The organism is Pedomonas sp. V897, assembly GCF_051304405.1.
GTDB lineage: Bacteria > Pseudomonadota > Alphaproteobacteria > Sphingomonadales > Sphingomonadaceae > Pedomonas.
The window spans coordinates 68,841-94,182 of sequence record NZ_JBPPGG010000005.1; the positions used below are offsets into that span (position 1 = coordinate 68,841).

Sequence of the window (25,342 nt, forward strand, 5' to 3'; positions counted from 1 at the left end):
CACTCTGGCGGCTCAGGAGGCCGGTTCGGACAGCGCTGATTCGACCGCCGACGTCAGCTCGGGCGAATCAGGGGAAACCCGGGTGCCGAAGTAGCCGATGAGGCGGCCATCCCGGCCGATGAGGTACTTGTGGAAGTTCCACTTCGGCTCCGAGCCGGGGCCGAGGGTCTGCGCCGCCCAGCGGAACAGGGGGATGGCCTGCTCGCCCTTCACATGCGCCTTCTCGGCCATGGGGAAGGTGATGCCGAACTTGGTCTCGCAGAACTCCTTCACCTCCTTGTTGGTGGCGAACTCCTGATCGTTGAAGTCGCCGGAGGGCACGCCGATCACGGTGAAGCCCCTGGCGGCGTACTTGTCGTGCAGCGCTTGCAGCCCCTCGTACTGGGGAGTGAAGCCGCACTTGGAGGCGGTGTTCACCACCAGCATCACCTGGCCCTTGAACCGGGACAGGGGCAGCTTCTCGCCGTCAATGGCGGTCAGGGTGAAGTCGTAGGCGGTGCGGCCGTCCGGCGCCGTCCGTGGTTCGGCGTGAACGGCGTAGTTGTAGGCGAAACCGCCGGTGAGCAGGGCGGTCACAACCGCGGTGATCTTCTTCAGCATCGTGCGTCCTCTCCCTTTCGATGCCTGAGAGGGGCGGATTATAGGGCGAAGGCCCGGGCGAGAAAGGGCGTTGCAGGGGGAACGGGTTCCCCCTGCAACCGCCTGCGACAGGCCGCCTGACCGCCTCACACCGGGCGGGTGGCCTCGGCCAGCCAGTTCCGGGTGTCCTCGGGGACCAGCGGGGCCAGGGTCTCGATCACGCGGCGGTGATAGGCGTTGAGCCACGCCTTCTCCTCCGGCGTGAGCAGGGCGGGCTCCACCAGCGCCAGGTCGATCGGGGCCATGGTGAGGGTCTCGAAGGCGAGCATGGGGCGCTCGTCCTCCTCCCGCCTGTCCTCGTGCACCAGCACCAGGTTCTCGATGCGGATGCCGTAGGCCCCCGGCTTGTAGTAGCCAGGCTCGTTGGAGAGGATCATGCCCGGCGTCAGCACGATGTCGTTGACCGTCTTGCCGATGCGCTGCGGCCCCTCGTGGACCGAGAGGTAGCTGCCGACGCCGTGGCCGGTGCCGTGGTCGTAGTCGAGGCCGGCCTGCCACAGCGGCAGGCGGGCCAGCACGTCCAGCTGGCGGCCGGTGGTGCCGGCGGGGAAGCGGGCGGTGGCCAGCGCGATGTGGCCCTTGAGCACGCGGGTGAAACGCTCGCGCTCCTCGCTGCCGGCCGCGCCGACGGCAACGGTGCGGGTCACGTCCGTGGTGCCGTCGAGGTACTGGCCGCCCGAGTCGATGAGGAACAGCTCGCCCACCTTCAGCGGCCGGTTGGTCTCGGGGGTCGAGCGGTAGTGGATGATCGCCCCGTTCGGGCCCGCGCCGGTGATGGCGGGGAAGCTCTCCTCACGGAACAGGTTGGCCTCCTGTCGCAGCGACAGCAGCTTGGCGTCGGCGTCCAGCTCCGTGACCGTGCCCTTGGGCGCTTCCACGTGCAGCCAGTGAAGGAAGCGGGACAGGGCCGCACCGTCGCGCACGTGGGCGGCGCGGGTGCCCGCGATCTCCACCGGGTTCTTGATCGCCTTGGGCATGACGCAGGGGTCGCGGCCTTCGATGATCGTGGCCCCGGCCGCCTGCAGGCGGCTGAACACGGCAAAGACGGTGCTGTCCGGGTCCACCAGCACGCGGGAGCCGGCCGCGCCCAGTTCATCCAGACGCTGGGCGAAGCGCTCGCGCGGGAGGATGGTGACGGAGCCGTTCAGCGCCTCGGCGAGGGCGGGCGTCACCTTCTCGGGCTCGGTGAACAGCTCGGCGCGGCCGTCGGCAAAGGCGAGGGCAAAGGCGCGGGGGACGGGGGTGCAGGTCACGTCCGTGCCGCGGATGTTGAGCAGCCAGGCAACGGAATCGAGCGCGGCGATCACGGCGACGTCGGCCCCCGCGCTGGCGATGGCCTGGCCGGTGGCGGCCAGCTTTTCCTCAAGGCTCACGCCGGTGTAGGTGATATCGTGCAGCTGGATCGGGGCCAGCGAGGGCGACGGCTGGTCGGTCCAGACGGCATCGACCGGGTTGCTGTCCACCTCCACCAGCGCCGCGCCTTTCTTCTCCAGCGTGCGCCGGGTCGCCTCCACCCACGCCCGGGTGTGATACCACGGGTCGAAGCCGATCTTCTGGCCCGCGCCGACGCGCTCGCCGAGCCACTGAGTCGGGGAGGTCTCCAGCGTGCTCTGGTATTCATAGAGGCTGCCGTCCACCTGGGCGCGCACCTGAAGCGTGTAGCGGCCGTCCACGAACACGGCGGCGCTGTCCTCCAGCACCACGGCGGAGCCGGCCGACCCGCTGAAACCCGTCAGCCAGTGGAGGCGCTTGGCGTAATCACCCACATATTCGCTCATGTGCTCGTCGGTGAGGGGGATGACGAAGCCCGTGAGCCCGCGCTTGGTCAATTCCGCGCGCAGCGCGGACAAGCGTTCTCTTGCATTCGACATGACGAAATCCTTTTTGGTGGTTACCTTTTCCATAAGACGCGGGTGTGCCTCTCACAAGGGAGCGCGCCGGTTGCGTCCTCCGAGAACAAGGATAATTGACGGGGGGAGACCGCATGAATCGTTGTGTTTGGCTGGGTGCCCTGGTGGCGCTTGCAGCCGGCTGCGCCCATGCGCAGCCACCATTGCAGGAAAGGACCGGACGCATGACCACTGCCTCGCAAGCCGCGACGGACGCCGCCCGCTGGCCGGAGCCGCCGCGCGCGCCGCAGAAGCCCTACAGCTACAAGCGTCACGGCTACACCATCGAGGACCCCTGGCACTGGCTGAAGGATGAGGACTATCCCGAGGTCAACGACCCGGAGGTGCTGGACTACCTCAAGGCGGAAAACGCCTACTTCGAGGCGGTGATGGCGCCGCACAAGCCGCTCATCGAGAAGATCTACGAGGAGATGAAGGCCCGCCTGAAGGAGGACGACTACAGCGTCCCCGCCAGGGACGGCGCGTGGGAGTACTGGTGGCAGTTCCAGCCGGGTGCGCAGTACCGCGACTGGTATCGCCGGCCCGTCGCGGGCGGCGAGGCGGAGCTGCTGCTGAGCGAGCCGCAGCTGGCCGAGGGGCTGGAGTATTTCCGCCTCGGCACGCTGGAGGTGAGCCCCAACGGCAGGCTGATGGCCTATTCGGCCGACACCAACGGCTCGGAGCGATTCACCCTCAAGGTGCGGGATCTGGACGCCCGGGCCGATCTGGACGTGGAGATTCCCGGCACCATCGGCGACGTGGTCTGGGATGCGGCCTCGGAGGGCTTCTTCTACACGCTGGTCAACGAGAACTGGCGGCCCTACGTGGTGAAGTATCACCGCCTCGGCACGCCGGTGGCGCAGGATGCGGTGGTCTACGAGGAGGCGGACGGCGGCTTCTTCATCGACATCAGCCACACCCAGAGCCGCCGCTTCCTGGTGGTCTCGACGGCGGACCACGTCACCTCCGAGGTGCGGCTGGTGCCGCTGGCCGACCCGCTGGCGAAGCCGCTGCTGGTCTCGCCCCGGCAGACGGGGCGGGAGTATGACGTCGATGAGCGCGAGGGCACGCTCTACATCCGCACCAACGACACGCATAAGAACTTCCGTGTCGTCACCGCCCGGCTGGACAACCCGGGCGCGTGGGAGGAGCTGATCCCCGGCTCGGACGAGCATTACATCCGCGACCTCATCTCCTTCCGCAATGCGCTGGTGATCGAGGAGCGGGTGAACGGCCTCGACCAGATCCGCATGCGCGACTACGGGGGCGGCGAGCACTACGTCTCGTTCCCCGAGCCGGTCTATACCGTCTCGGTCGACGAGAACCGGGAATACGAGGTGACGGCGCTGCGCCTGCGCTACGAGTCGATGGTGACGCCGCGCACCACCTTTGATTACGACCTCTCCCGGCGCGAGCTTGTCACCCGCAAGGTGCAGGAGATCCCGAGCGGCTACGACCCGCGCCAGTACGAGACGGTCCGCATCATGGCCCCCGCCCGGGATGGCGCGCAGATCCCCGTCTCCATTGTCTACAAGAAAGGGTTCCGGCGCGACGGCTCCCAGCCGCTGCACCTCTATGCCTACGGCGCCTATGGCCTCGCCACGCCGCCGAACTTCTCGACCGTCCGGCTGTCGCTGCTGGACCGGGGCTTCGCCTACGCCATCGCCCACATCCGCGGCGGCGACGAGATGGGCTACCAGTGGTATCTCGACGGCAAGCTGGACAAGCGCCAGAACACCTTCAACGACTTCGTCGATGCGGCCCGGGCGCTCATCCAGCAGGGCTATGCCTCGGCGGGGAACATCTCCATCTCCGGCGGTTCGGCGGGCGGCGAGCTGATGGGCGCGGTCACCAACATGAACCCGGAGCTGTGGCGGGCGGTGGTGGCGCACGTGCCGTTTGTCGACGTGCTCAACACCATGCAGGACGAGAGCCTGCCGCTGACGCCGATGGAGTGGCCGGAGTGGGGCAATCCGATCACGGACAAGACGGCGTTCGAGACCATCCGCGCTTACAGCCCCTACGACAACGTGGAGGCCAAGAACTACCCGCCGCTGCTCATCACCGGCGGTCTCAACGACCCGCGCGTGACCTACTGGGAGCCGGCCAAGTGGGCAGCGAGGTTACGCGCGACCAAGACCGACGACAACCTGTTGCTGCTCAAGATCAACATGGGGGCCGGCCACGGCGGCAAGTCCGGCCGCTTCGCCAGCCTTTATGAGGATGCGGAGGAATACGTCTTCATCCTCAAGGCGTTTGGGATGGCGGACGCCGAATAGGCCGGCGGCCCTTGCGCCGCCCCGGCCGTACCGCCGGGGCGGCGCCCGTCTGCAAGAGGGGGAATTCATGGCCCAGACCTATGAAGTGCCGCTCGCCGTGCAGCCGGAGGACATCGACGAGCAGGGGCACGTCAACAACGTGGTCTACCTGCGCTGGGTGCAGGAGGCCGCCTCGGCCCACTGGACGGCGCTCGCCACGCCCGAGGAGCTGGCGCGGTGGATGTGGGTCGTGAAGCGCCATGAAATCGACTATTGCGCGCCCGCCTTGCCCGGTGACGTGCTGGTGGCGCGCACCTGGCTGGGCGAGACCCGGGGCGCGCGCTTCGACCGCTACGTGGAGATTCTGCGCGGCACGGACAACCAGCTGCTCGCCCGGGCGAAGACGACCTGGGTCATCCTCGACGCCGCGACCCAGCGGGTTGCCCGCGTGCCGCCCGAATTTGTTGCCCGCTTCCGGGACAACGAGCGGCCGGCGTGACCGACCGGCCGCCCCGCCCGGCTTGCTCCGCCCGCAGGGCCGTCAGCAGGCGCCGCAGGCCTTCTCCCAGGGCGGGGATTCGCCCCACAGCCCTTTGAGGAAGTCCACCAGACGGCGCACCTTGGCCGAGACGTGCCGGTTGGGCGGATAGACCGCATAGATGCCGAACGGCGGCCCGGCGTATTCCTTCAGAATCGGCACGAGGCGGCCCTGGCGGATGTCCTCGGCGGCGAGGAAGCTCGGCCCGGCGATGATGCCGTCGCCCTTCACCGCCGCCGCGCGCAGCACCTCGCCGTTGTTGGCGATGATGCGCCCCGATACGGCGATCTGGATCGGCTCGCCGTTTTCCGGGTCGCGGAAGGTCCATTCCTGCGCCGGGCCCAGGTTGGAATAGCGCAGGCAGTGGTGTTGCAGCAGATCGCGCGGATGCCGGGGCTCGCCGTGCCGCTTGAGATACTCCGGCGAGGCGCAGGTGATGGTGCGCGCGGACCCCAGTTTCACGGCGATGAGGTTGGAGTCCTTCAACCGCCGGGAAATGCGGATGGCAAGGTCGAAGCCTTCCTCGACGATATCCACCACCCGGTCGTTGAGGGTGAGTTCGAGCGAGACTTCCGGGTACTGCTCCATGAAGTCCGAGAGCGGCCAGCCCAGATTCATCACGGAGAAGGTGACAGGCGCCGACACCCGCAACAGGCCGCGCGGACACCGCGCCCCTGACGAGACCACCTGCTCCGTGTCTTCCACCTGCTCAAGAATGGAGACGCAGCGCTCGTAATAGGCCTGGCCCACTTCCGTCAGGGACATCTGCCGCGTCGTGCGGTTGAGCAGCTGCGCGCCCAGCCGGTCCTCCAGCTCCGCCACGGCTTTCGAGACGACGGACTTGGACACGCCAAGCTGGCGGGCGGCGCCGGAGAAGCTCTTCGCCACCACGACCCGCACGAACATCTCCATTGCGGTCAGTCGATCCATAGTCACCGCTCCTGCAATTTCTGCCGCGCCCCCGGCGCGGAACAGGGCAGTTTTGGCCGACCCTGCCGGAACGCGCAATCCAATAGTCTGAATTTGCAACAAATCTGATCTGGCATGGCGTTTGCGTTGCCTTTGGCGGCGGTCGCGTGGCGGTCGGCCGAGGGCTGGGTAGCGGAGAAGGCGTCCCGATGATGGTTGAGCAGGCTTGGGTGATTGAGCAGGACATGGGCGCGGGCGTCTACGCGCAGAATCCGCTGGTCCAGCACGTGGCGCGCACCCTGCGCCGCGACCTGGGAGAGCGCGCCGTGCCCGCGGCCCATCGCGCCATCGAGAAGATGCGCGCGGCCAGCGACGCGGTTGGCCTGTCGCTCTGGCTGGCGATCCATGCCCGCATTGTCGAGGAGGAAGGGCTCACCCTTCCCGAGGGTGTGGCGGTGCATTGACGCCGCCGTCGGCTCTTGCGATTTGACGCGCCCCGTCCCGGGTGCCCTGTGCTAAACAGGCGCAAACCGGCAAGGGAGCGAGGCAGGCGTGAGGACGGTGTCGATCGAGGCGTGGCGCGAGGCGGAAGCCGCCTTCAAGGCGGTGGTCGGCGAGGGCGGCTGGCTGAGCGACCCGGCGGACACCGACCCTTATGAGCGGGACTGGCGCGGGCTGTTCAAGGGGGCAACCCCGCTGGTGCTCCGGCCCCGCGACGTGGCGCAGGTTGCCGAAATCGTCAGAATTGCGGGCCGCCATGGCGTGCCTCTGGTGCCCCAGGGCGGCAACACCGGGCTGGTGCGCGGCGGCGTGCCCGATGCCTCCGGCCAGCAGGTGGTGGTCAGTCTCCAGCGCCTCAACCGCATCCGCGCGGTAAACCCGGACGACTTCTCCCTCGTAGCCGAGGCGGGGGCGGTGCTGGCGGACGTGCAGGCGGCGGCCGAGGCGGCGGACCGGCTGTTCCCGCTCTCGCTCGGCTCGGAGGGCTCGGCGCGCATCGGCGGGCTGGTCTCCACCAATGCCGGCGGCATCCACGTGCTGCGCTATGGCACCATGCGCGCGCTGGTCCTGGGGGTGGAGGCCGTGCTGCCCAGCGGCGAGATCTTCCACGGCCTGACGACCCTGCGGAAAAACAACACCGGCTACGACCTCACCCAGCTGTTCATCGGCGCCGAAGGCACGCTCGGCATTGTCACGGCGGCGACGCTGCGCCTGTTCCCCCGCCTGCGCACATCGACCAGCGCCTGGATGACGCTCGCCTCGCCTGAGGCGGCGGTCCGGCTGCTGGCGCTGCTGCGCGAGCGCACCGGCGATCAGGTGAACGCCTTCGAGCTGATCCCGCGCGAGGGGGTCGATCTGGTGCTCGCCCACTTCCCCGAGGTGCGCGATCCTGCGCCGTCCCGCCTGCCGTGGGTGGCGCTGACGGAGGTCGCCTCGACGCAGGCGGATGCGGACGTGCGGGCGCAGGTGGAAGCCGCGCTGGCGGAGGCGCTGGAGGCGGGGCTGATCCGCGATGCGGTGCTCGGCGAAACCGGGGCGCAGGCGCGGGCGCTGTGGCGCATCCGCGAGATCCTGCCCGAGGCGGAGAAGAAGGACGGCGCGGCGATCAAGCACGACGTGGCGGTGCCGGTGGCCCGCATGCCCGCCTTCATCGAGGAGGCGACGCCCGTCGTCGAGGCCATGGTGCCCGGCAGCCGGGTGCTGGCCTTCGGCCATCTGGGCGACGGCAACATCCACTTCAACCTGCGCCAGCCGCCGGGCATGGACCGCGCCGCGTTCCTGGAGGAATGGCATCGGGTCAGCGCGCGGGTGCACGACATCGTGCTGTCCTACGGTGGCTCCATCTCCGCCGAGCACGGCATCGGCAGCCTCAAGCGGGACGAGCTGGCGCGCACCGGCGACCCGGCCAAGCTGGCGGCGATGCGGGCGATCAAGGCGGCGCTCGATCCCCGGGGCATCATGAACCCGGGCAAGGTGCTATAAGCGCGGATATGACTATCAACATATTGCCTCCATCACCGGATCGCGCTTAACCTGCCGCGGCTTCCGGCCAGGAGGAGGCCGGTTTTTGTTCAGGGGTAGACATGACCAACAATTCGCCCGCATCCGCCGAACAGCGGTTGCCGCTTTTTTATAATTCCATTGTCCCGCTCTCGCCGTCCCGGCACTCGAAGCTGGTGATGGCCGATCGCCGTGATTTCAAGTTTTCCGCCAAGACTCACGCTATCCCGCTGACGGTTGACGAGTTTGTGATCGCCCAGCGCCACTTCCCCATCATCTTCGGCCCGGGCGAGATCTCGGTGCCGCTGGCGCTGGTGGGCCTGCGGGAGGGCCAGAACCTGTTCGTTGACGAGGACGGCAAGTGGCAGTCCGATGTCTACGTGCCCGGTTATGTGCGCCGCTATCCGTTCGTCCTTGCGCGCCTGTCGCCCGAGTCCACGGACCTCAGCCTCTGCTTCGACGAAAGCTACGAGCTGTTCAGCGAAGGCGAGAAGAGCAACCTGTTCGAGGGCAACGAGCCCAGCGAGATCACCAAGGGCGTGCTGCAGTTCTGCGAGCAGTTCGAGGCGGCGGTGCAGCGCACCCGCGCCTTTGCCAAGGAATTGCAGGATCTGGACCTGCTGATGGAGGGCGAGGCCCAGATTCAGCCGCAGAACGGTCCGGCCAGCCAGTTCCGTGGCTTCCGCATGATCAACGAGCAGAAGATGAAGGATCTGCGCGGCGACCAGCATCGCAAGCTGGTGCAGTCCGGCGCGCTGGGCCTGATGTATGCTCACCTGTTCTCGCTGAACCACATCCAGACGCTGTTCGGCAAGCAGATGCAGCGGGATGCCGCCGACGGCGTGCAGGCCCCGATCGGCGAGGCCGCCAACGGCTGAGCAAGCCCCGGCATGTGATCGCCGGGAGATCGACATGAGGAGGCCGGACCTTCGGGTCCGGCCTTTTCGTTTCCGGACTATTTGTTTCCGGGGTGGTGCTTGCTCGCAGCGTCCCTACAGCCGGTTGAGCAGGAAGAAGCGGCGCATCATCGGCGCCACCTGATCCATCACCTCGAACTGGAGCATGTGGCCCGCGCCCGCCACCTGCCCGGTGGTCACCTTCGGATTGACCCGGGCCAGGTTGATCGGCCGGTTCAGCGGCTTCTCGATCACGATGGCGAGGGTGGGGCAGGTCACCCGCGCGAAGGCGGTGGGGCCGTCCCAGTCGCACACCGCGTCCCAGCAGGCGCGCACCACGGCGGCAGGGGTGCGGGTCATCACCTCGATCAGCGCCTCGATGGCGGTCTGGTCGGCGGCCTTCACGATCTGGCGGCGGCCGAACACTTCCAGCATGTCGGCGAGCTGGCCGGGGTCGAGCCGGTCGATGTGGCGGCGCATGTCCTCGGTGTAGGCCTTCGCGCTGTCGTGCGGCACGATGGGCGCGGGGTCGAGCAGCACAAGGCCCGCCACCTTGTCGGGGGCCTGGACCGCCGCCTCCACCGCGATCTGCGCGCCCATGCTGTGGCCGACGAGAATGGCGCCCTCCGGCGCGGCCTGAAGCACGGCGGCGGCCTGGGTTTCGATGGTATAGCTGCTCGAGGCCGGGCTGCGGCCATGCCCCAGCAGGTCAAGGCAGAGGACACGCCGCTCGGGGAAGGCGTCGGCCACCGGCTTCATGGCGCTGTGGTCGCAGCACCAGCCGTGGATCAACACCAGCGGATGGGCGGCATCGCCCGGGGCTCCGGCCCGTTCGGTAATGAAGAGACTCATATCGCCGCCCTGATCGCCTTTTCTGCCTGTTGCCACGCCAGTTCCGCCAGTGGCTCGAGCTTGTCCGCCATTTCCCGGGCATGGGCGCTGGAAGCCGTGCCGCGAATCAGGCGTCCCTTGATGCCATGGAGGATAGCCGCCAGACGGAACATGTTGAAGGCGATGTAGAAGTCCAGATGCGGAATGTCCGTGCGCCCGGTGCGCCGGCAGTAGGCGGCGACATAGTCCGCCTCCGTCGGGATGTTCAGCGCCGCCAGGTTGAGGCCCTGGAGCCCCGCCGCAAGGGCTGGCGGCATGCGATACATCATCAGGTGGTAGGTGAAGTCCGCGAGGGGGTGGCCAATGGTGGACAGCTCCCAGTCCAGCACCGCCAGCACGCGCGGCTCGGTCGGGTGGAAGATCATGTTGTCGCACCGGAAATCGCCGTGGACGATGGCGCTGTCGTCCCCCGGCGGGATGTTCTCGGGCAGCCATTCCACCAGACGGTCCATGGCGGGGACGCGCCCCGCCTCCGCATCCTCGCGGTACTGCTTCGACCAGCGGCCGATCTGGCGGGCGAAGTAGTTGCCGGGCTTGCCGAAGTCCTCCAGCCCCGCCGCCCGGTAATCCACCCGGTGCAGGCGGGCGATGGTCTCGTTCATGGCGTCGAAGTAGCGGGGGCGGTCGCTTGCCGGAACCTCGGGGAAGGCCGGGTCCCAGAAGATCCGGCCCTCCACCATGTCCATGATGTAGAACCAGGTGCCGATGACGCTGTCGTCCGTGCAGAGCACATGGTGTCTGGCAACCGGAAAGCCGGTGGCGTGCAGGGCCGAGATCACCCGGTATTCCCGGTCCACCGCGTGGGCGGAGGCAAGCAGCTGGCCCGGCGGCTTGCGCCGCAGCACGTAGCGCCGCCGGGGCGTTGCCAGCAGATAGGTGGGATTGGATTGCCCGCCCTTGAACTGGCGGACGGTGAGGGGACCTTCGTAGCCTGACACATGCTGGCGCATGTAGGCGTCCAGCCGGGTTTCATCGAAACGGTGCGGTGCGCGCACCTCGGTGGTGCCGGTGTTGAGCGCCTGCCGGTCGTCGGCCATGGTCCCCCCGCTTGGAGAGCGCCGGGATCAGGCCTTCTGCTGCTCCCGTGCGATCGCGCGCCAGCCGATGTCCCGGCGGCAGAAGCCCTCCGGCCAGTCCAGCTTGTCGATCGCAGCATAGGCACGGGCCTGCGCCTCGGCGACGGTTGTCCCCAGGGCAGTCACGTTGAGCACGCGGCCGCCGTTGGCCACTATGCGGCCGTCCTGCGCCTTTGTGCCAGCGTGGAACACCACGACCCCCCCAACGGCGCCGGCCTCCTCGAGGCCGTTGATGACGGTGCCCTTGCGCGGCTCGCCGGGGTAGCCCTCGGCGGCCATCACCACGGTCAGCGCCACCTCGTCCTTCCACTGGACGCTGTCGGGCTGAAGCGCGCCCCGGGCCGCGGCCACGAGCACGGGCAGCAGGTCGCTCTTCATGCGCATCATCAGCACCTGGCACTCGGGGTCACCGAACCGGCAGTTGTATTCGATGAGCTTGGGGCCATCCTTCGTGATCATCAGGCCCGCATAGAGCACGCCCACATAGGGGTGGCCTTCCTCTGCCAGCGCCTTGATGGTGGGCTCGACGATCTCGCGCAGGGTTCTCTCCACCAGCGCGTCGGTCATCACCGGTGCGGGCGAGTAGGCGCCCATGCCGCCGGTGTTGGGGCCGGTGTCGCCGTCGCCCACGCGCTTGTGGTCCTGCGCGGTCGCCAGCGGCACGGCGGTCTTGCCGTCGGTCAGCACGAAGAAGCTGGCTTCCTCGCCTTCGAGGAACTCCTCGACCACCACTTCCGCGCCCGCCGCGCCGAACTGGCCGCCGAAGATCATGTCGATGGCACCGAGCGCCTCGTCCAGCGTCATGGCGACGACCACACCCTTGCCGGCGGCGAGGCCATCGGCCTTCACCACGATCGGCGCGCCCTGCTGGCGGATGTAGGCCTTGGCGGCCTCCGCGTCGCTGAAGCGCTCGTAGGCGGCGGTCGGGATGTTGTGGCGCTTGCACAGATCCTTGGTGAAGCCCTTGGAGCCCTCAAGCTGGGCCGCATACCGCGACGGGCCGAAGCACAGGATGTTCGCCTGCTTGAGCGCGTCGGCGAGGCCATCCACCAGCGGCTGCTCGGGGCCGACGACGACGAGGCCGATGTCCTTCTCCCGTGCGAAGCGGATGACGGCATCGTGATCCTTCACGTCCAGCGCCACCAGTTCGGCAACCGAGGCGATGCCCGCGTTGCCGGGCGCGCAATAAAGGGTGCCAAGCGTTTCGGAAGCTGCCAGTTTCCAGCACAGGGCGTGTTCGCGTCCGCCGCTGCCAATGACCAGTACGTTCATGTCGCCCTCTTGTGATTCGGCTTGGAGGTTGGGCGGCTTGTAGCTAGACAAGGGCCGAGGAACAACGCCGGTGACGACAGAAACGCCCAATCTTCCCGAATACTCGGTCAGCGAGATCGCCAACGCCGTCAAGCGCACGGTGGAGGACCGCTTCGGACTGGTGCGCGTGCGCGGCGAGATTTCGGGCTGGAAGCAGGCAGCTTCGGGCCATGCCTACCTCTGCCTCAAGGATGAAAGCGCGGTCCTCGACGGCGTGATGTGGCGCGGCATGGTCAATGGATTGCGCTTCCGGCCCGAGGATGGCCTGGAAGTGATTGCGACCGGCAAGCTTACCACCTACCCGGGGCGCTCCAAGTACCAGATGGTCATCGAGCGGATGGAACCGGCGGGCGTCGGTGCTCTCATGGCCCTGCTCGAGGAGCGCAAGCGCAAGCTGGCCGCCGAGGGTCTGTTCGATCCCCGGCGCAAGCGGCCGATTCCCTACCTGCCGGACGTGATTGGCGTGGTGACCTCGCCGACCGGCGCCGTGATCCGCGACATTCTCCACCGCCTTGCCGACCGCTTCCCGCGCCATGTGCTGCTGTGGCCGGTGCTGGTGCAGGGCGAAGGCGCGGCCGAGCAGGTGGCGGCGGCGGTGCGCGGCTTCAACGCGCTGCCGAAGGACGGCCCGATTCCGCGGCCGGACGTGCTGATCGTGGCGCGCGGCGGCGGCTCCATCGAGGACCTGTGGGCCTTCAACGAGGAGATCGTCATCCGCGCGGTGGCGGAGAGCGGGATTCCGGTCATCTCCGCCGTGGGGCACGAGACGGACACGACGCTGGTGGACTACGCGTCCGACCGGCGCGCGCCGACACCGACGGCGGCGGCGGAAATGGCCGTGCCGGTGAAGGCGGATCTGGATTACACCGTCGGCCAGTTCGGGCTCCGGCTGGACCGGGCGCTCGCCAAGGGCATGGAGCGCCGGGCCGAGGCCGTGAAGGGGCTGGGGCGGGGCCTGCCGCATCCGCGCCATCTGCTCCAGCTGGCCGAGCAGCGGTTCGACGAGCTGGCCGAGCGCCTGCCCAAGTCCCTGAACAACGGCCTTGTGGTCTGGCGCAACCGCTACGAGCGGCTGAGCGACCGGCTCGCGCCGCGCCTGCTGACACAGGAGTGGCGCCGCAGCACCGAGCGGCTGGAGCGGGCGGGCGAGGCCCTCGCGCGGGTCACGGCCCTGCGGCTGCGCGATGACTCGCGGCGGCTGGCCGAGGCGGTGCGGATGCTGGAGACGCTCAGCCCCTATGCCACGGTGCAGCGCGGCTATGCCGTCGTCCGGTCGCGCGACGGGCGCGTCCTGACGACAGCCGAGGCAGCGAAGGGAGCCGGAGCCTTGACCCTCGAGCTTCGGGATGGGACTGTGGACGCCGTGGTCGATGGCGCATCGTCGGCGCTTGCGGACAGCCTGTCGCCGGCTCCGCCCAAGGCAAAGGCGGGCAAGACCAGGCCCACCGACGCCAGGCCGCCGGAAGGCGGGCCGGCCGGGGACGGGCGGCAAGGCAGCCTGTTCTGAGCAGGCCTGCTCGCATGCGACGGCCAGCAAGGTTTCTTTCGATCGGCTCCAAGGCAAGATGAAGTGGTGTCCATGCTCAATTCCAATGCTCAGCGCCCCGCGCGGGTCCAGTATCTCCCCGGCACGTTCCGCCTGCTCAGTCCGGGCGACCATGTGGTCTGTGCGGTGACGGGGGTGAAAATTCCGCTTCAGGAGCTGCGCTACTGGAATGCGGAAACCCAGGAGGCCTATGCCAGCGCGGAGATCGCCACCCGCCGCTTCGCGGAGCTGCAGAAGAAGGCGGGCTGATCGCCATCGGTGTCCTGAAGGGTCGGACCCGGGCGGGGTCCGCACGGCCAGGGCCGGAGTGAACACGGGCAGGAGTCTGAGGGCGGTGCGTTGGGTGACGAAGGCCGGGCCGACAGGGGCGCGGCATCTGAGGGTGTTGGCGGTTGCAGCGGCGGTAGCGGCCGGCGTGGTGCTCGCGGGCAGCGGCGCACGGGCCGACGAGGCGCTGCCGGAGCGCGTCCAGCCGGACAGGAACCTGCCGGCCCCGGAGTTCCGCATCGAAAGCCCGGTCTCGCAAGGGGCGGTCGTGATCGGCCGTGCGCCCCAAGGCACGGCCCGGCTGGTCTTTGACGGCAAGGATTTGCCGTTGACCGCCGATGGCCGGTTCGTCATCGGCCTGCATCGGGATGCAACCGGCGAGGTGCCGCTTATCGCCCACCTCGCCGACGGCACGAAGGTCGAGCACCGGCTTGCCATCAGCCCGCGCACGTTCAACATCCAGCGCGTCAACGGCCTGCCGCCCAAGACGGTGCAGATGCCGCCTGAGATGCTGGCGCGCCGTCAGGAGGAGCTGCGCCAGATCACCGCCGCGCGCGCCGCCCCGTCGCTGGAGACGCACTGGACCCGGCCCTTCATCTGGCCGGCCAGCGGGCGTATCTCCGGCGTCTATGGCTCGCAGCGCATCCGCAACGGTGTGCCGGGCTCGCCGCACTATGGCGTCGATATCGCCAACAAGATCGGCACGCCGGTCGTTGCCCCGGCATCGGGCATCATCCGGCTGGCCGTCACGGATTTCACGCTGGAAGGCGGCCTCATCATCATCGACCACGGCTTCAACCTGTTCTCGTCCATGCTGCATCTGAGCCGCGTCGACGTGAAGCCGGGCGACATCGTGATCCAGGGGCAGCAGATCGGGGCCATCGGGGCGACCGGCCGCGCCACCGGCCCGCACCTCCATTGGGGGCTGCGCTGGGGCGATGTGCACGTGGACCCGACCACGCTGCCGGGTCTGCCGCCGCTGCCGGAGAGCGCGGCCGCCCCGGTCTCCGGCTCCAACTAGCGCCTGCTTTCTTCCAGACTGCGTTTGCCGCCGCCCGGCCAGGTTCGCGCCTTCCGGGCGGCTTTTCACTGCCCGGTATTTTGAATCGTTTTGTTTAAAAATTGGCGGTTTTTCGCGCCTTTGGGGCGTGTTTCTGTATCAATTTTGATACACCTGTCGCCGAAGTGATCCGTTCCGCAACGACGGCCTTCACTGCCTGAAACCCGCCGATCGTTCCGCCCGTTCCTCGCGCACCTGGACGGCGTGTCGTGCGTGTTTCCTGCGTCCGCTCCGGCCGGCCTCGGCCTGCCGGTGCCTCTTTTCCTGTCTCCGTATCCGTAAGGCTTCGGGCTGCGTCGGCACCGCTCGGCTGCCGCGCTGCGCCGGTTCCCGGTTGCGTCTGGTTGGCGGTCCGTGCGGAAGGCCCGGGGCTCGCGTCCCTCTCTCCCCACGGTCCGCAGTGATTTGCCACGACGAAGGAGAGAACCTGTCATGACGAGAACATCCCCCGCGCGGCAAAGGGTGGCGCTGAGAGCCGGAGTTGCCGCGGGAGCCCTGATCTGCCTGACCCTGATCCCCGGCACGGACGCCCATGCGCAGGAGGCCACGACGGAGACCATCGTGGTGACAGGCTCGCGCATTGCCCGGCCGGATCTGAGCAGCTCCAGCCCGCTGGCGGTGGTGGGTCAGGAGGAATTCCGGCTGGCGGGCGCGACGAACGTGGAAACCGTTCTCAACGTGCTGCCGCAGGTGATCCCGGGCGAGACATCCTTCTCCAACAATCCGGGCACAGGTGTGGCGACGGTCGACCTGCGCGGCCTGGAGGAGGAGCGCACGCTCGTTCTGGTCAACGGGCGGCGCTACATCTTCTTCGACACCTCCCAACTGGTCGACATCAACAACATCCCCGCCTTCCTGGTCGAGCGTGTGGACGTGGTGACGGGCGGCGCCTCGGCGGTTTACGGCTCGGATGCCATCGCGGGCGTGGTCAACTTCGTGCTGCGGCAGGACTTCGAGGGGATGGAGCTGGGCGGCACCTATCGCCTCACGGAGCGGGGCGACGGCGAGCGGATTGATGTCTACGCCACCCTCGGCACGAACTTCGCCGACGACAAGGGCAACATCGTCGCCTACGCCAACTACTACAAGCGGGACACCATCTACCAGAACGCGCGCCGGTTCTCCCGCACCGCGCTGGTGGACGATGTGGACGTAAACGGCAATCCCGTCCTGGTGGCAGGCGGCAGCTCGACCGTGGCGGGCGGGCGCGTCACCCTGCCGGACGCCACACGGCCCGCGACCTTCCCCGGCGACTTCGGCGGCCTGTTCCAGCCGGGCGGCGGGTTCCGGGAATTCATCTACCCGGGCGACCAGTATAACTATGCGCCGTCCAACTTCCTCATGGTGCCGCAGGAGCGCTGGCTGATCGGCATGCAGGCGCACTATGACGTGACCGACAACATCCGCATCTACATGGAAGGCACGTTCGCCAACAACCGCGTCTCGGGCGAACTGGCCCCGACGCCGTTTACGGAGACGGTCGCCATCGATGTGGACAGCCCCTTCCTGTCGCCCGCCGCGCGCGCCGCCTTCGCGGCGGCGGATGCGGCGGAGACGGGGGCGGATGCGGGAGACGGCTTTGCCAATGCCACCCTGTTCCGGCGCATGAACGAGGTGGGGCCGCGCCAGAATCTGGACGAACGCAACGCCTGGCGGTTCGTCGGCGGGGTGACGGGCGACGTGGTCAAGGGCTGGACCTACGACGCCTACTACCTGTTCGCCCGCACCCGCAACAGCCAGATCCAGAACGGCAACATCTCCATCAGCCGCATGCGCTCGGCCCTGCGGACGGAAATCGACCCGGAGACGGGCGCCCTGCAATGCGCGGACCCCGCGGCGCGGGAGCAAGGGTGCGTGCCGGCCAATGTGTTCGGCGAGGATGCCCTGTCGCCGGAAGCGGCCGACTATCTCGCCATCAGCGCCGCCAACAGCGAAATCTCCCAATTGCAGGTGGCGAGCGCCAGCGTCACCGGCGAGCTGTTCGATCTCGGGGCCGGGGCGGTCGGCCTTGCCCTCGGCGTGGAATGGCGTTCGGTCAAGAGCCAGTTCCTGCCGGATTTCTCGCTGGCCTCGGGCGACGTGAGTGGCTTCAACGCGGGTCAGGCGACATCGGGCCGCTATTCGGTCAAGGAAGTATTCGGCGAGCTGCGCGTGCCGCTGCTCGCGGAGAAACCCTTCGCCGAGCGTCTCGAGCTGACCGGTGCGGCGCGCTATTCCGATTATTCCCTCGATGCGGTGGGCGGCGTCTTTACCTGGGCGGCGGGCGCGGAGTGGGCGCCGATCCGGGATGTCACCCTGCGTGGTCAGTTCCAGCGGGCCATTCGCGCGCCAAACGTGGATGAGCTGTTTGGCGGGCAGGAACAGGGCTTCCCGCCGGCGAATGATCCGTGTTCCAACCGCACCCCGGAAAACCAGAACGCCACGGTGCGGGCGCTGTGCATCGCGACCGGCGTTCCGGCCGGGTCGGTCTTCACCTCAGGCGTGCAGCCGGACTCCCAGATCGAGGGGTCCTTCGGCGGCAACCCGGACCTGAAGGAGGAGAAATCCGACACCTATACCCTCGGTGTCGTGTTCCGGCCGGGCTTCGTGCCCGGGCTCAACGTGACGGTCGACTACTACCACATCAAGGTGGACAACTACATCACCGAGCTGGGCGGCGGCCTCAATAACGTGCTCGACCTCTGCTACAACGTGGTGCAGGACGCCAACAATCCCTACTGCCAGGCTATCCAGCGCAATCCGGGCGGCGATATCGATATCGTTCGCGTCAACAACGCCAACGTGGCGTCGCTGACCACGGCGGGCATCGACCTACAGATCGACTACGGGCTCGACCTGGGTTTCGGCCTGTTCGCTGACAACGAAAGCCGCCTGACCCTGTTCTTCCTTGGCACCTGGGTGGACAAATGGACCTACACCCCGGTGGTCGAGCTGCCCACCACGATCGATTGCGTCGGGCAGTTCGGCCCCACCTGCGACGATCCTATCCCCGAGTTCCGGTTCACCGCCCGCGCCACCTGGGCGACGGGGCCCTTGCAGCTCAGTCTGCGCTACCGGTGGGTGGACGCGCTCAAGGATGACCAGATCAAGAATGCGAACACGCCCGCCAGCCAGCTGGCCAAGCCCAAGCTCGGCGCGCATCACTATTTCGACCTCTCCGCCGTCTACAGCGTCAACGAAGACGTGGAGCTGTCCTTCGGCATCAACAACCTGTTCGACAACAAGCCGCCGCTGACGGGCGACTCGCAGGAACAGGCCAATACCTTCCCCGGCCTCTATGATGTGCTGGGGCGCGACTATTTCCTGAGCGCGACCGTCCGGTTCTGATTGCCCCGGATCGGGGCAGGCATCGCGGGGCGCTGGCCGGAGTGGATCCGGCTGGCGCCCTTATGCTGTCTGCTGCGTCGGCACTGCAACCGGACTGCAACCATTACACGATTCTCGTCAGCTCGGGGGGGTAATCTCTTTCGGGTGCGGAATTTTATTTCAAGCCCATGAGATTGTGTGGGAATAAGATGACAATGCCGTGCTGAATTTGTCACACCGGCTTCGCTCAATACATCAAAATAGTTGTATCTAGCTTTACTAGACTCTCGTCATCAGCTTGATTGGTCCCAGACCTAAACGGTGCTTACCAGCGGCGGATGAAATGACCACGCATAACTCGAATACACGTGATTCGGGAAAGGGGGCTCTTGCATTCGCAGCTGCGGTTTCAAGGATCAATCTAACGGGAGGAGTTCAAGGTGAGTTCAACCAATTTGGTGCTGCACAGGGCGCTTCTGAAGGCAGGTGTTGCCACTGCGCTCATGGCAGCGGCATCTCCTGCCATTGCGCAGCAGCAGGCTGAGACCACGACGATGGAGACCATCGTCGTCACCGGTTCGCGCATTGCGCGTCCCGAGCTCCAGGCGTCGAGCCCGGTTGCGGTTGTGGGCGCGGAGGAATTCAAGTTCTCCGGCGCGACCCACGTGGAAGAGGTGCTGCACGAGCTGCCGCAGGTCATCCCGTCGTTGGGCGCGACCTCGAACAACCCGGGCGATGGCGTGTCCACCGTCGACCTTCGCGGTCTGGGCGCGACCCGCACCCTCGTGCTGGTCAACGGCCGCCGCTACGTCTCCTACGACGAGCAGCAGGTGGTCGACCTCAACACCATTCCGACCGCTCTGATCGAGCGCGTTGACGTGGTGACCGGCGGCCGTTCGGCCGTTTACGGTTCGGACGCGATCGCGGGCGTCGTCAACTTCGTCCTGAAGCAGGACTTCGAGGGCGTGCAGGTGGGCGGCAGCTACCGCCTGAACGAGAAGGGCGACGGCGACACCTACACGGTCGATGGCATCATCGGCGGCAACTTTGCGGACGGCAAGGGCAACATCACCGCCTACATGAGCTACTCTAAGCGCAAGGGGATCATGGCCGACGCCCGGTCGTACACCCGCAACGTGCTCTCGGATGACGGCGCCGGCAACATCGAGTTCGGCGGCTCCGCGGTTATTCCGAACGGCCTGATCATCAACGGCAACGATGCCTGGATTGCCGACAATGGCAACCTGCTGCCGTATGACGGCTCCACCTACAACTACGCGCCGGACAACTATCTGCAGACGCCGAACGAGCGCTGGTTCATCGGCGCGTTCGCGAAGTACGAGATCAACGAACACGCCGAAGTGTTCGCTGAAATGCAGTACATCAACAGCCGCGCCCAGACCGAACTGGCACCGACCCCGGTCACGGGCAACTTTGACGTCTCCGTCGACAATCCGTTCCTGACGGAAAGCGCCCGCAACATTCTGCGTGCCATTGACGCCAACGAAAAGGCCAATGCGAATGCGGGTATCAACCCGAATGACGGCGTTGCCCGTGTGGCGGTCTACCGCCGCATGAACGAGGCGGGTCCGCGCCACCAGCTGGACGATCGCAATGCGTTCCGCGCCCTGATCGGTCTGCGCGGCGATATTGCGGCGGGGTGGGCCTACGAGGGCTACTACAGCTACGCCCGCAACCGGAACATCCAGACCCAGGATGGCAACATTTCCCGCAGCAAGTTCCAGCAAGCGCTGCTGACCAACGGGAATGCCTGCGTCAATACGTCGGGTGGCTGCGTGCCGCTCAACATCTTTGGCCTTGGCGTTGCCAACCCCGACGGCGTGAACTTCGTCACGCTTGGCAGCACCAACCTGAACGAGATCCAGTCGCAGGTGGCCAGCTTCACCGTGAACAACGGCGAGCTGTTCGACCTGGGCGCTGGCCCGGTCGGTATCGCTCTCGGCGCCGAGTGGCGGTCCGAGCGCGGTTCCTACCGTCCGGACACCTACCTGTCATCGGGTGACGTGATCGGCTTCAACGCTGGCGAGCCGACCAAGGGCGGCTACAGCGTGAAGGAGTTCTTCGGCGAGCTTATCGTCCCGCTGCTCTCCGACCTTCCGGCTGTCCACAAGCTCGAGTTCAACGGCGCTGTGCGTTACGCTGACTACTCCAGCGCGGTGGGCTCGGCCTGGGCGTACTCCGCGGGCCTGATGTATGCGCCGATCGAGGACATCACCTTCCGCGGCCAGTATCAGCGCGCTGTCCGCGCCCCGACCGTCAACCAGCTGTTCGCTGGCCAGTCGGTGAGCTTCCCGGCCGCGACCGACCCGTGCCAGACGCCGGAAGCGGCTTCCAACCCGACCCTGCGCCAGACCTGCCTTGCCAACGGTTTCCCGGCGGCCAGCATCGGCAAGTCTCTGCCGGGTGCCAACTCGCAGATCCAGTCGCGCTTCGGTGGCAACCCGGACCTGCACGAAGAAAAGGCGGACACCTACACCATCGGTGCGGTGATCCAGCCGCGGTTCCTGCCGCGCTTCTCGCTGACGGTCGACTACTACAACATCAAGATCGAGGACTACATCGCGTCCCCGGGTACGCCGGCCATCATCGCCGCCTGCTACGGCAACGCGGACAGCAACTTCACGCCGTATGACCCGGCGATGTGCGCCCTCGCGCCGCGCAACCCGCTTTCGGGTCTGCTGGAGGATGTCGTCAACCTGAACGCCAACCTCGGCGAGCTGAAGACCTCGGGTATCGACTTCGAGGCCCGTTACTTCGTCAACGTGCCGTTCGGCGTCGACAACGATGGCCGCCTCGACTTCCGTCTGTCGGGCACCCGCCTGATCAACTGGAAGCTGAACACCGTTGCTTCGATCCCGAGCCTGCTCATCGAGTGCGATGGCGCGTTCGGTGCGAACTGCGGAAACGTGTTCCCGAAGTGGCGCTGGAACTTCCGCACCACCTACTCGACCGGCCCGGCGAGCGTGTCGTTCAACTGGCACCACATCGGCTCGGCTCGGGACGACGACGAGGGCACGACCTACTGGCGTGAGAAGGTGGGCAGCTACGACATCTTCGATCTGGCTGCCAGCTACGAGCTGAACGAGACCATCTCGTTCACCGCGGGCGTCAACAACCTGTTCAACCGGAAGCCGCCGCTGATCGGCGACGGCAACAACGAACAGTCCAACACCTATCCGACCACCTACGACGTGTTCGGTCGCCAGTACTTCTTCAGCGCCACGGCCAAGTTCTGATCCCTGGCCCAAGCTGGAAACGTACAGGAGCGGCGGGGAGCAATCCCCGCCGCTTTTCTGTTGCCCGGCGTGTGGAGCCGGCGCGCCGCACAGGCCTGCGGGGAGAGAAGCGCATCGCGCTGCCGGCGGCGATCGCCGGATGCAATCGTTTCATTGCGCGAACTGGCGTTGCGCGGCCGTCAACATTTCATCCGGCAACGAGACTCCGAAATGCCAAATACTGGTCATGCAACATATTGGCGAAATACTCGTAATAGTTGTATAGAGACTCAATAAATTCCCGCATTAAAATTTTACTAGATAATAACTGCCCGTTACATTGTTGCAATTCTGTGTCTAATGAGCAACAGGCTGGCAACGTCCCCACACATCGCGCCCGAGCGCTGCTTTACACCGTCTCACCGCTCCGTTTCATTGCTCGCAAGCCGAAAGGCCAGCGGTCCTTCCCAGGATGTTTGGACAAGCGGCATTGCCCCTGCATGCCTGCACGGGGCAGCGGCTGCCCGCACACCCAAGGCCAGGGCCGCACTAGCAGGGTAAATTTACGAGAGGAACTCGGTTGTGAGTCATTCAAACTCGTCCGTTCTCCGGGCGGTGCTGAAGGCCGGTGTCGCGACTGCGATCGTGGCTTCGGCTGTTCCGGCTGTCGCGCAGGAGCAGTCCGCGTCGATGGACACCATCGTCGTCACCGGTTCGCGCATTGCGCGTCCCGAGCTGCAGGCGTCGAGCCCGGTTGCGGTTGTGGGCGCGGAGGAATTCAAGTTCTCCGGCGCGACCCACGTTGAAGAGGTGCTGCACGAGCTGCCGCAGGTTGTTCCGTCGTTTGGTGCGACCTCGAACAACCCGGGCGATGGCGTGTCCACCGTCGACCTTCGCGGTCTGGGCGCGACCCGCACCCTCGTGCTGGTCAACGGCCGCCGTTACGTCTCCTACGACGAACAGCAGGTGGTCGACCTCAACACCATTCCGACCGCTCTGATCGAGCGCGTTGACGTGGTGACCGGCGGCCGTTCGGCCGTTTACGGTTCGGACGCGATCGCGGGCGTCGTCAACTTCGTTCTGAAGGACGACTTCGAGGGCGTGCAGGTGAGCGGCAACTATCGCCTGAACGAGAAGGGCGACGGCGACACCTACACGGTTGACGGCATCATCGGCGGCAACTTTGCGGACGGCAAGGGCAACATCACCGCCTACATGAGCTACTCGAAGCGCAAGGCGATCATGGCCAGCGCCCGCTCGTACACCCGCAACGTGCTCGCGGACGACGGCGAGGGCGGCATCTCCCTGGGCGGTTCGTCGGTTCTGCCGCGCGGCCTGTTCATTGCCGGCGACGACGCTTTCATGGGCAGCAACGGCACCGACCTGCTGCCGTATGACGACTCCAGCTACAACTACGCGCCGGACAACTACCTGCAGACGCCGAACGAGCGCTGGTTCATCGGTGCGTTTGCGAAGTACGAAATCAACGAACACGCCGAAGTGTTCGCTGAAATGCAGTACATCAACAGCCGCGCCCAGACGGTGCTGGCGCCGACCCCGGTTTCCGGCAGCTTCAAGGTCTCCGTCGACAACCCGTACCTGTCGAACGGCGCCCGTGACCTGCTGCGCGGCATCGACGCTCGCGAAGAGCTGGATGCGGACGCCGGCATTGCGCCGAACGACGGCATCGCCAACCTGGCGATCTACCGCCGCATCACCGAGGCCGGTTCGCGTCACCAGGTGGACGACCGCAACGCGTTCCGCGCCCTGATCGGTCTGCGCGGCGACATTGCGGCGGGCTGGGCCTACGAGGGCTACTACAGCTACGCTCGCAACCGGAACATCCAGACGCAGGAAGGCAACATTTCCCGCAGCCGGTTCCAGCAGGCCCTGCTGACCGACGGCGACAAGTGCTCTGTCACCACCAACGGTTGCGTGCCCATCAACATCTTCGGCGAGGGCACCCTGACGCCGGAGCAGCTGGCCTTCATCACGGTCCCGAGCACCAACCTGAACGAGATCCAGTCGCAGGTGGCCAGCTTCGTCGTGAACAACGGCGAGCTGTTCGACCTGGGCGCTGGCCCGGCCGGTATCGCGATCGGCGCCGAGTGGCGCTCCGAGCGCGGTTCCTACCGTCCGGACTTCATGCTCTCGACCGGCGACGTGATCGGCTTCAACGCCGGCGAGCCGACCAAGGGCGGCTACAGCGTGAAGGAGTTCTTCGGCGAGCTCATCGTCCCGCTGCTCTCCGACCTGCCGGCTGTCCACAAGCTCGAGTTCAACGGCGCTCTGCGCTACGCTGACTACTCGAACGCGGTGGGCTCGGCCTGGTCCTACTCCGCGGGCCTGATGTATGCGCCGATCGAGGACATCACCATCCGCGGCCAGTATCAGCGCGCCGTCCGCGCCCCGACCGTCAACCAGCTGTTCGCTGGCCAGGCCGTGGGCTTCCCGGTCGCGACCGACCCGTGCCAGACGCCGGAAGCGGCTTCCAACGCGACGCTGCGTCAGACCTGCCTTGCCAACGGCTTCCCCGAGGCTTCCCTCGGCAAGGCCCTGCCGGGCGCCAACTCGCAGATCGAGTCGCGCTTCGGTGGCAACCCGGATCTGACGGAAGAAAAGGCTGACACCTACACCATCGGTGCGGTGATCCAGCCGCGGTTCCTGCCGCGCTTCTCGCTGACGGTCGACTACTACAACATCAAGATCGAGGACTACATCGAGTCCCCGGGTACGCCGGCGATCATTGCTGCCTGCTACGGCAACGCGGACAACAACTTCACGCCGTATGACCCGGCGATGTGCGCCCTCGCGCCGCGCAACCCGCAGTCCAAGCTGCTGGAGGGTGTCGTCAACCTGAACGGCAACCTCGGCGAGCTGAAGACCTCGGGTATCGACTTCGAGGCCCGTTACTTCGTCAACGTGCCGTTCGGCGTCGACAATGACGGCCGCCTCGACTTCCGTCTGTCGGGCACCCGCCTGATCAACTGGAAGCTGAACACCGTGGCTTCGATCCCGAGCCTGCTCATCGAGTGCGATGGCGCGTTCGGTGCGAACTGCGAAAACGTGTTCCCGAAGTGGCGCTGGAACTTCCGCACCACCTACTCGACCGGCCCGGCGAGCGTGTCGTTCAACTGGCACCACATCGGCTCGGCTCGGGACGACGATGCGGGCACCACCTACTGGCGTGAGAAGGTGGGCAGCTACGACATCTTCGATCTGGCTGCCAGCTACGAGCTGAACGAGACCATCTCGTTCACCGCGGGCATCAACAACCTGTTCGACAAGAAGCCGCCGATGATCGGCGACGGCAACAACGAACAGTCCAACACCTATCCGTCCACGTACGACGTGTTCGGTCGCCAGTACTTCTTCAGCGCCACGGCCAAGTTCTGATCCTGGCCAAAGCTGGAAACGTACAGGAGCGGCGGGGAGCAATCCCCGCCGCTTTTTTTATGCCGGCTGTCGAGTGCGTGCGGCGCGGCCGGGGCGCGCGGCTGCCGCTGTTTCTGTCCTGGG

At 66.7% G+C, this 25,342-nt stretch carries 17 protein-coding genes; 11 read left to right on the forward strand and 6 right to left on the reverse strand.

Annotated features, from left to right (window positions below; all coding sequences use genetic code 11):
- Nucleotides 1-12 precede the first annotated feature (12 nt).
- On the reverse strand, nucleotides 13-600 hold the full coding sequence (locus tag ACSJJU_RS12995) for a glutathione peroxidase (protein WP_435916000.1): 588 nt from the start codon (nucleotides 598-600) through the stop codon (nucleotides 13-15).
- A gap of 125 nt (nucleotides 601-725) precedes the next feature.
- Nucleotides 726-2,510 carry an aminopeptidase P family protein gene (locus ACSJJU_RS13000; protein WP_435916001.1) on the reverse strand — a complete coding sequence of 595 codons (1,785 nt, stop codon included), beginning with the start codon at nucleotides 2,508-2,510 and terminating at the stop codon, nucleotides 726-728.
- A gap of 203 nt (nucleotides 2,511-2,713) precedes the next feature.
- Between ACSJJU_RS13000 and ACSJJU_RS13005 the strand changes: the two genes are divergently transcribed.
- Both ACSJJU_RS13005 and ACSJJU_RS13010 read left to right on the forward strand, forming a co-directional pair.
- Nucleotides 2,714-4,807, forward strand: a complete 2,094-nt coding sequence (locus ACSJJU_RS13005) for a S9 family peptidase (protein WP_435916003.1) — start codon at nucleotides 2,714-2,716, stop codon at nucleotides 4,805-4,807.
- A 67-nt stretch (nucleotides 4,808-4,874) separates the two neighbouring features.
- A complete protein-coding gene (locus ACSJJU_RS13010) occupies nucleotides 4,875-5,285 on the forward strand; it encodes an acyl-CoA thioesterase (protein ID WP_435916004.1) in 411 nt (136 codons plus the stop codon).
- Between the two features lie 42 nt (nucleotides 5,286-5,327).
- On the opposite strand, the gene ACSJJU_RS13015 is transcribed toward ACSJJU_RS13010, so the two are convergent.
- Nucleotides 5,328-6,254, reverse strand: coding sequence for a LysR family transcriptional regulator (locus ACSJJU_RS13015; RefSeq protein ID WP_435916005.1), 927 nt, complete (start codon nucleotides 6,252-6,254; stop codon nucleotides 5,328-5,330).
- Between the two features lie 188 nt (nucleotides 6,255-6,442).
- Between ACSJJU_RS13015 and ACSJJU_RS13020 the strand changes: the two genes are divergently transcribed.
- The 3 genes from ACSJJU_RS13020 (at nucleotide 6,443) to ACSJJU_RS13030 (ending at nucleotide 9,112) form a co-directional block, all read left to right on the forward strand.
- Complete coding sequence (locus ACSJJU_RS13020) at nucleotides 6,443-6,697, forward strand: hypothetical protein (RefSeq protein WP_435916007.1); 255 nt, start codon at nucleotides 6,443-6,445, stop codon at nucleotides 6,695-6,697.
- 88 nt (nucleotides 6,698-6,785) lie between these two features.
- Nucleotides 6,786-8,216 (forward strand): FAD-binding oxidoreductase, encoded by a 1,431-nt coding sequence (locus ACSJJU_RS13025; RefSeq protein WP_435916008.1) that lies wholly within the window; start codon nucleotides 6,786-6,788, stop codon nucleotides 8,214-8,216.
- A 101-nt stretch (nucleotides 8,217-8,317) separates the two neighbouring features.
- A complete protein-coding gene (locus tag ACSJJU_RS13030; RefSeq protein WP_435916009.1) occupies nucleotides 8,318-9,112 on the forward strand; it encodes a SapC family protein in 795 nt (264 codons plus the stop codon).
- A gap of 114 nt (nucleotides 9,113-9,226) precedes the next feature.
- On the opposite strand, the gene ACSJJU_RS13035 is transcribed toward ACSJJU_RS13030, so the two are convergent.
- The 3 genes from ACSJJU_RS13035 to purD are packed head-to-tail and all read right to left on the reverse strand — an operon-like array spanning nucleotide 9,227 to nucleotide 12,369.
- Nucleotides 9,227-9,982, reverse strand: a complete 756-nt coding sequence (locus ACSJJU_RS13035; protein WP_435916010.1) for an alpha/beta fold hydrolase — start codon at nucleotides 9,980-9,982, stop codon at nucleotides 9,227-9,229.
- Nucleotides 9,979-11,058: a phosphotransferase gene (locus ACSJJU_RS13040; protein ID WP_435916011.1), complete on the reverse strand. Its 1,080-nt coding sequence runs from the start codon at nucleotides 11,056-11,058 to the stop codon at nucleotides 9,979-9,981. The genes ACSJJU_RS13035 and ACSJJU_RS13040 overlap by 4 nt, the downstream gene beginning before the upstream one ends.
- Before the next feature lie 27 nt (nucleotides 11,059-11,085).
- Nucleotides 11,086-12,369 carry a phosphoribosylamine--glycine ligase gene (gene purD, locus ACSJJU_RS13045; RefSeq protein WP_435916013.1) on the reverse strand — a complete coding sequence of 428 codons (1,284 nt, stop codon included), beginning with the start codon at nucleotides 12,367-12,369 and terminating at the stop codon, nucleotides 11,086-11,088.
- A gap of 70 nt (nucleotides 12,370-12,439) precedes the next feature.
- Here purD and xseA point away from each other — a divergent pair, with 70 nt between their 5' ends.
- The 6 genes from xseA (at nucleotide 12,440) to ACSJJU_RS13075 (ending at nucleotide 25,219) form a co-directional block, all read left to right on the forward strand.
- Nucleotides 12,440-13,915: an exodeoxyribonuclease VII large subunit gene (gene xseA, locus ACSJJU_RS13050; RefSeq protein WP_435916015.1), complete on the forward strand. Its 1,476-nt coding sequence runs from the start codon at nucleotides 12,440-12,442 to the stop codon at nucleotides 13,913-13,915.
- Between the two features lie 72 nt (nucleotides 13,916-13,987).
- On the forward strand, nucleotides 13,988-14,203 hold the full coding sequence (locus tag ACSJJU_RS13055; RefSeq protein ID WP_435916055.1) for a DUF2093 domain-containing protein: 216 nt from the start codon (nucleotides 13,988-13,990) through the stop codon (nucleotides 14,201-14,203).
- A gap of 85 nt (nucleotides 14,204-14,288) precedes the next feature.
- Nucleotides 14,289-15,242 carry a M23 family metallopeptidase gene (locus tag ACSJJU_RS13060; RefSeq protein WP_435916017.1) on the forward strand — a complete coding sequence of 318 codons (954 nt, stop codon included), beginning with the start codon at nucleotides 14,289-14,291 and terminating at the stop codon, nucleotides 15,240-15,242.
- A 471-nt stretch (nucleotides 15,243-15,713) separates the two neighbouring features.
- Entirely contained in the window at nucleotides 15,714-18,608 is a 2,895-nt protein-coding gene (locus ACSJJU_RS13065; RefSeq protein WP_435916018.1) for a TonB-dependent receptor, read from the forward strand.
- A 419-nt stretch (nucleotides 18,609-19,027) separates the two neighbouring features.
- Entirely contained in the window at nucleotides 19,028-21,844 is a 2,817-nt protein-coding gene (locus tag ACSJJU_RS13070; RefSeq protein WP_435916019.1) for a TonB-dependent receptor, read from the forward strand.
- A gap of 561 nt (nucleotides 21,845-22,405) precedes the next feature.
- Nucleotides 22,406-25,219 (forward strand): TonB-dependent receptor, encoded by a 2,814-nt coding sequence (locus tag ACSJJU_RS13075; RefSeq protein WP_435916021.1) that lies wholly within the window; start codon nucleotides 22,406-22,408, stop codon nucleotides 25,217-25,219.
- Nucleotides 25,220-25,342 lie beyond the last annotated feature (123 nt).

What these genes read in the sequence shown, in the direction of transcription:
- ACSJJU_RS13015 (WP_435916005.1), bottom strand. Translation starts at nt 6,254, where the DNA reads ATGGATCGACTGACCGCAATGGAGATGTTCGTGCGGGTCGTGGTGGCG.
- ACSJJU_RS13030 (WP_435916009.1), top strand. Translation starts at nt 8,318, where the DNA reads ATGACCAACAATTCGCCCGCATCCGCCGAACAGCGGTTGCCGCTTTTT.
- ACSJJU_RS13020 (WP_435916007.1), top strand. Translation starts at nt 6,443, where the DNA reads ATGATGGTTGAGCAGGCTTGGGTGATTGAGCAGGACATGGGCGCGGGC.
- purD (WP_435916013.1), bottom strand. Translation starts at nt 12,369, where the DNA reads ATGAACGTACTGGTCATTGGCAGCGGCGGACGCGAACACGCCCTGTGC.
- ACSJJU_RS13040 (WP_435916011.1), bottom strand. Translation starts at nt 11,058, where the DNA reads ATGGCCGACGACCGGCAGGCGCTCAACACCGGCACCACCGAGGTGCGC.
- ACSJJU_RS13010 (WP_435916004.1), top strand. Translation starts at nt 4,875, where the DNA reads ATGGCCCAGACCTATGAAGTGCCGCTCGCCGTGCAGCCGGAGGACATC.
- ACSJJU_RS13000 (WP_435916001.1), bottom strand. Translation starts at nt 2,510, where the DNA reads ATGTCGAATGCAAGAGAACGCTTGTCCGCGCTGCGCGCGGAATTGACC.
- ACSJJU_RS13065 (WP_435916018.1), top strand. Translation starts at nt 15,714, where the DNA reads ATGACGAGAACATCCCCCGCGCGGCAAAGGGTGGCGCTGAGAGCCGGA.
- ACSJJU_RS13055 (WP_435916055.1), top strand. Translation starts at nt 13,988, where the DNA reads ATGCTCAATTCCAATGCTCAGCGCCCCGCGCGGGTCCAGTATCTCCCC.
- ACSJJU_RS12995 (WP_435916000.1), bottom strand. Translation starts at nt 600, where the DNA reads ATGCTGAAGAAGATCACCGCGGTTGTGACCGCCCTGCTCACCGGCGGT.
- ACSJJU_RS13005 (WP_435916003.1), top strand. Translation starts at nt 2,714, where the DNA reads ATGACCACTGCCTCGCAAGCCGCGACGGACGCCGCCCGCTGGCCGGAG.
- ACSJJU_RS13035 (WP_435916010.1), bottom strand. Translation starts at nt 9,982, where the DNA reads ATGAGTCTCTTCATTACCGAACGGGCCGGAGCCCCGGGCGATGCCGCC.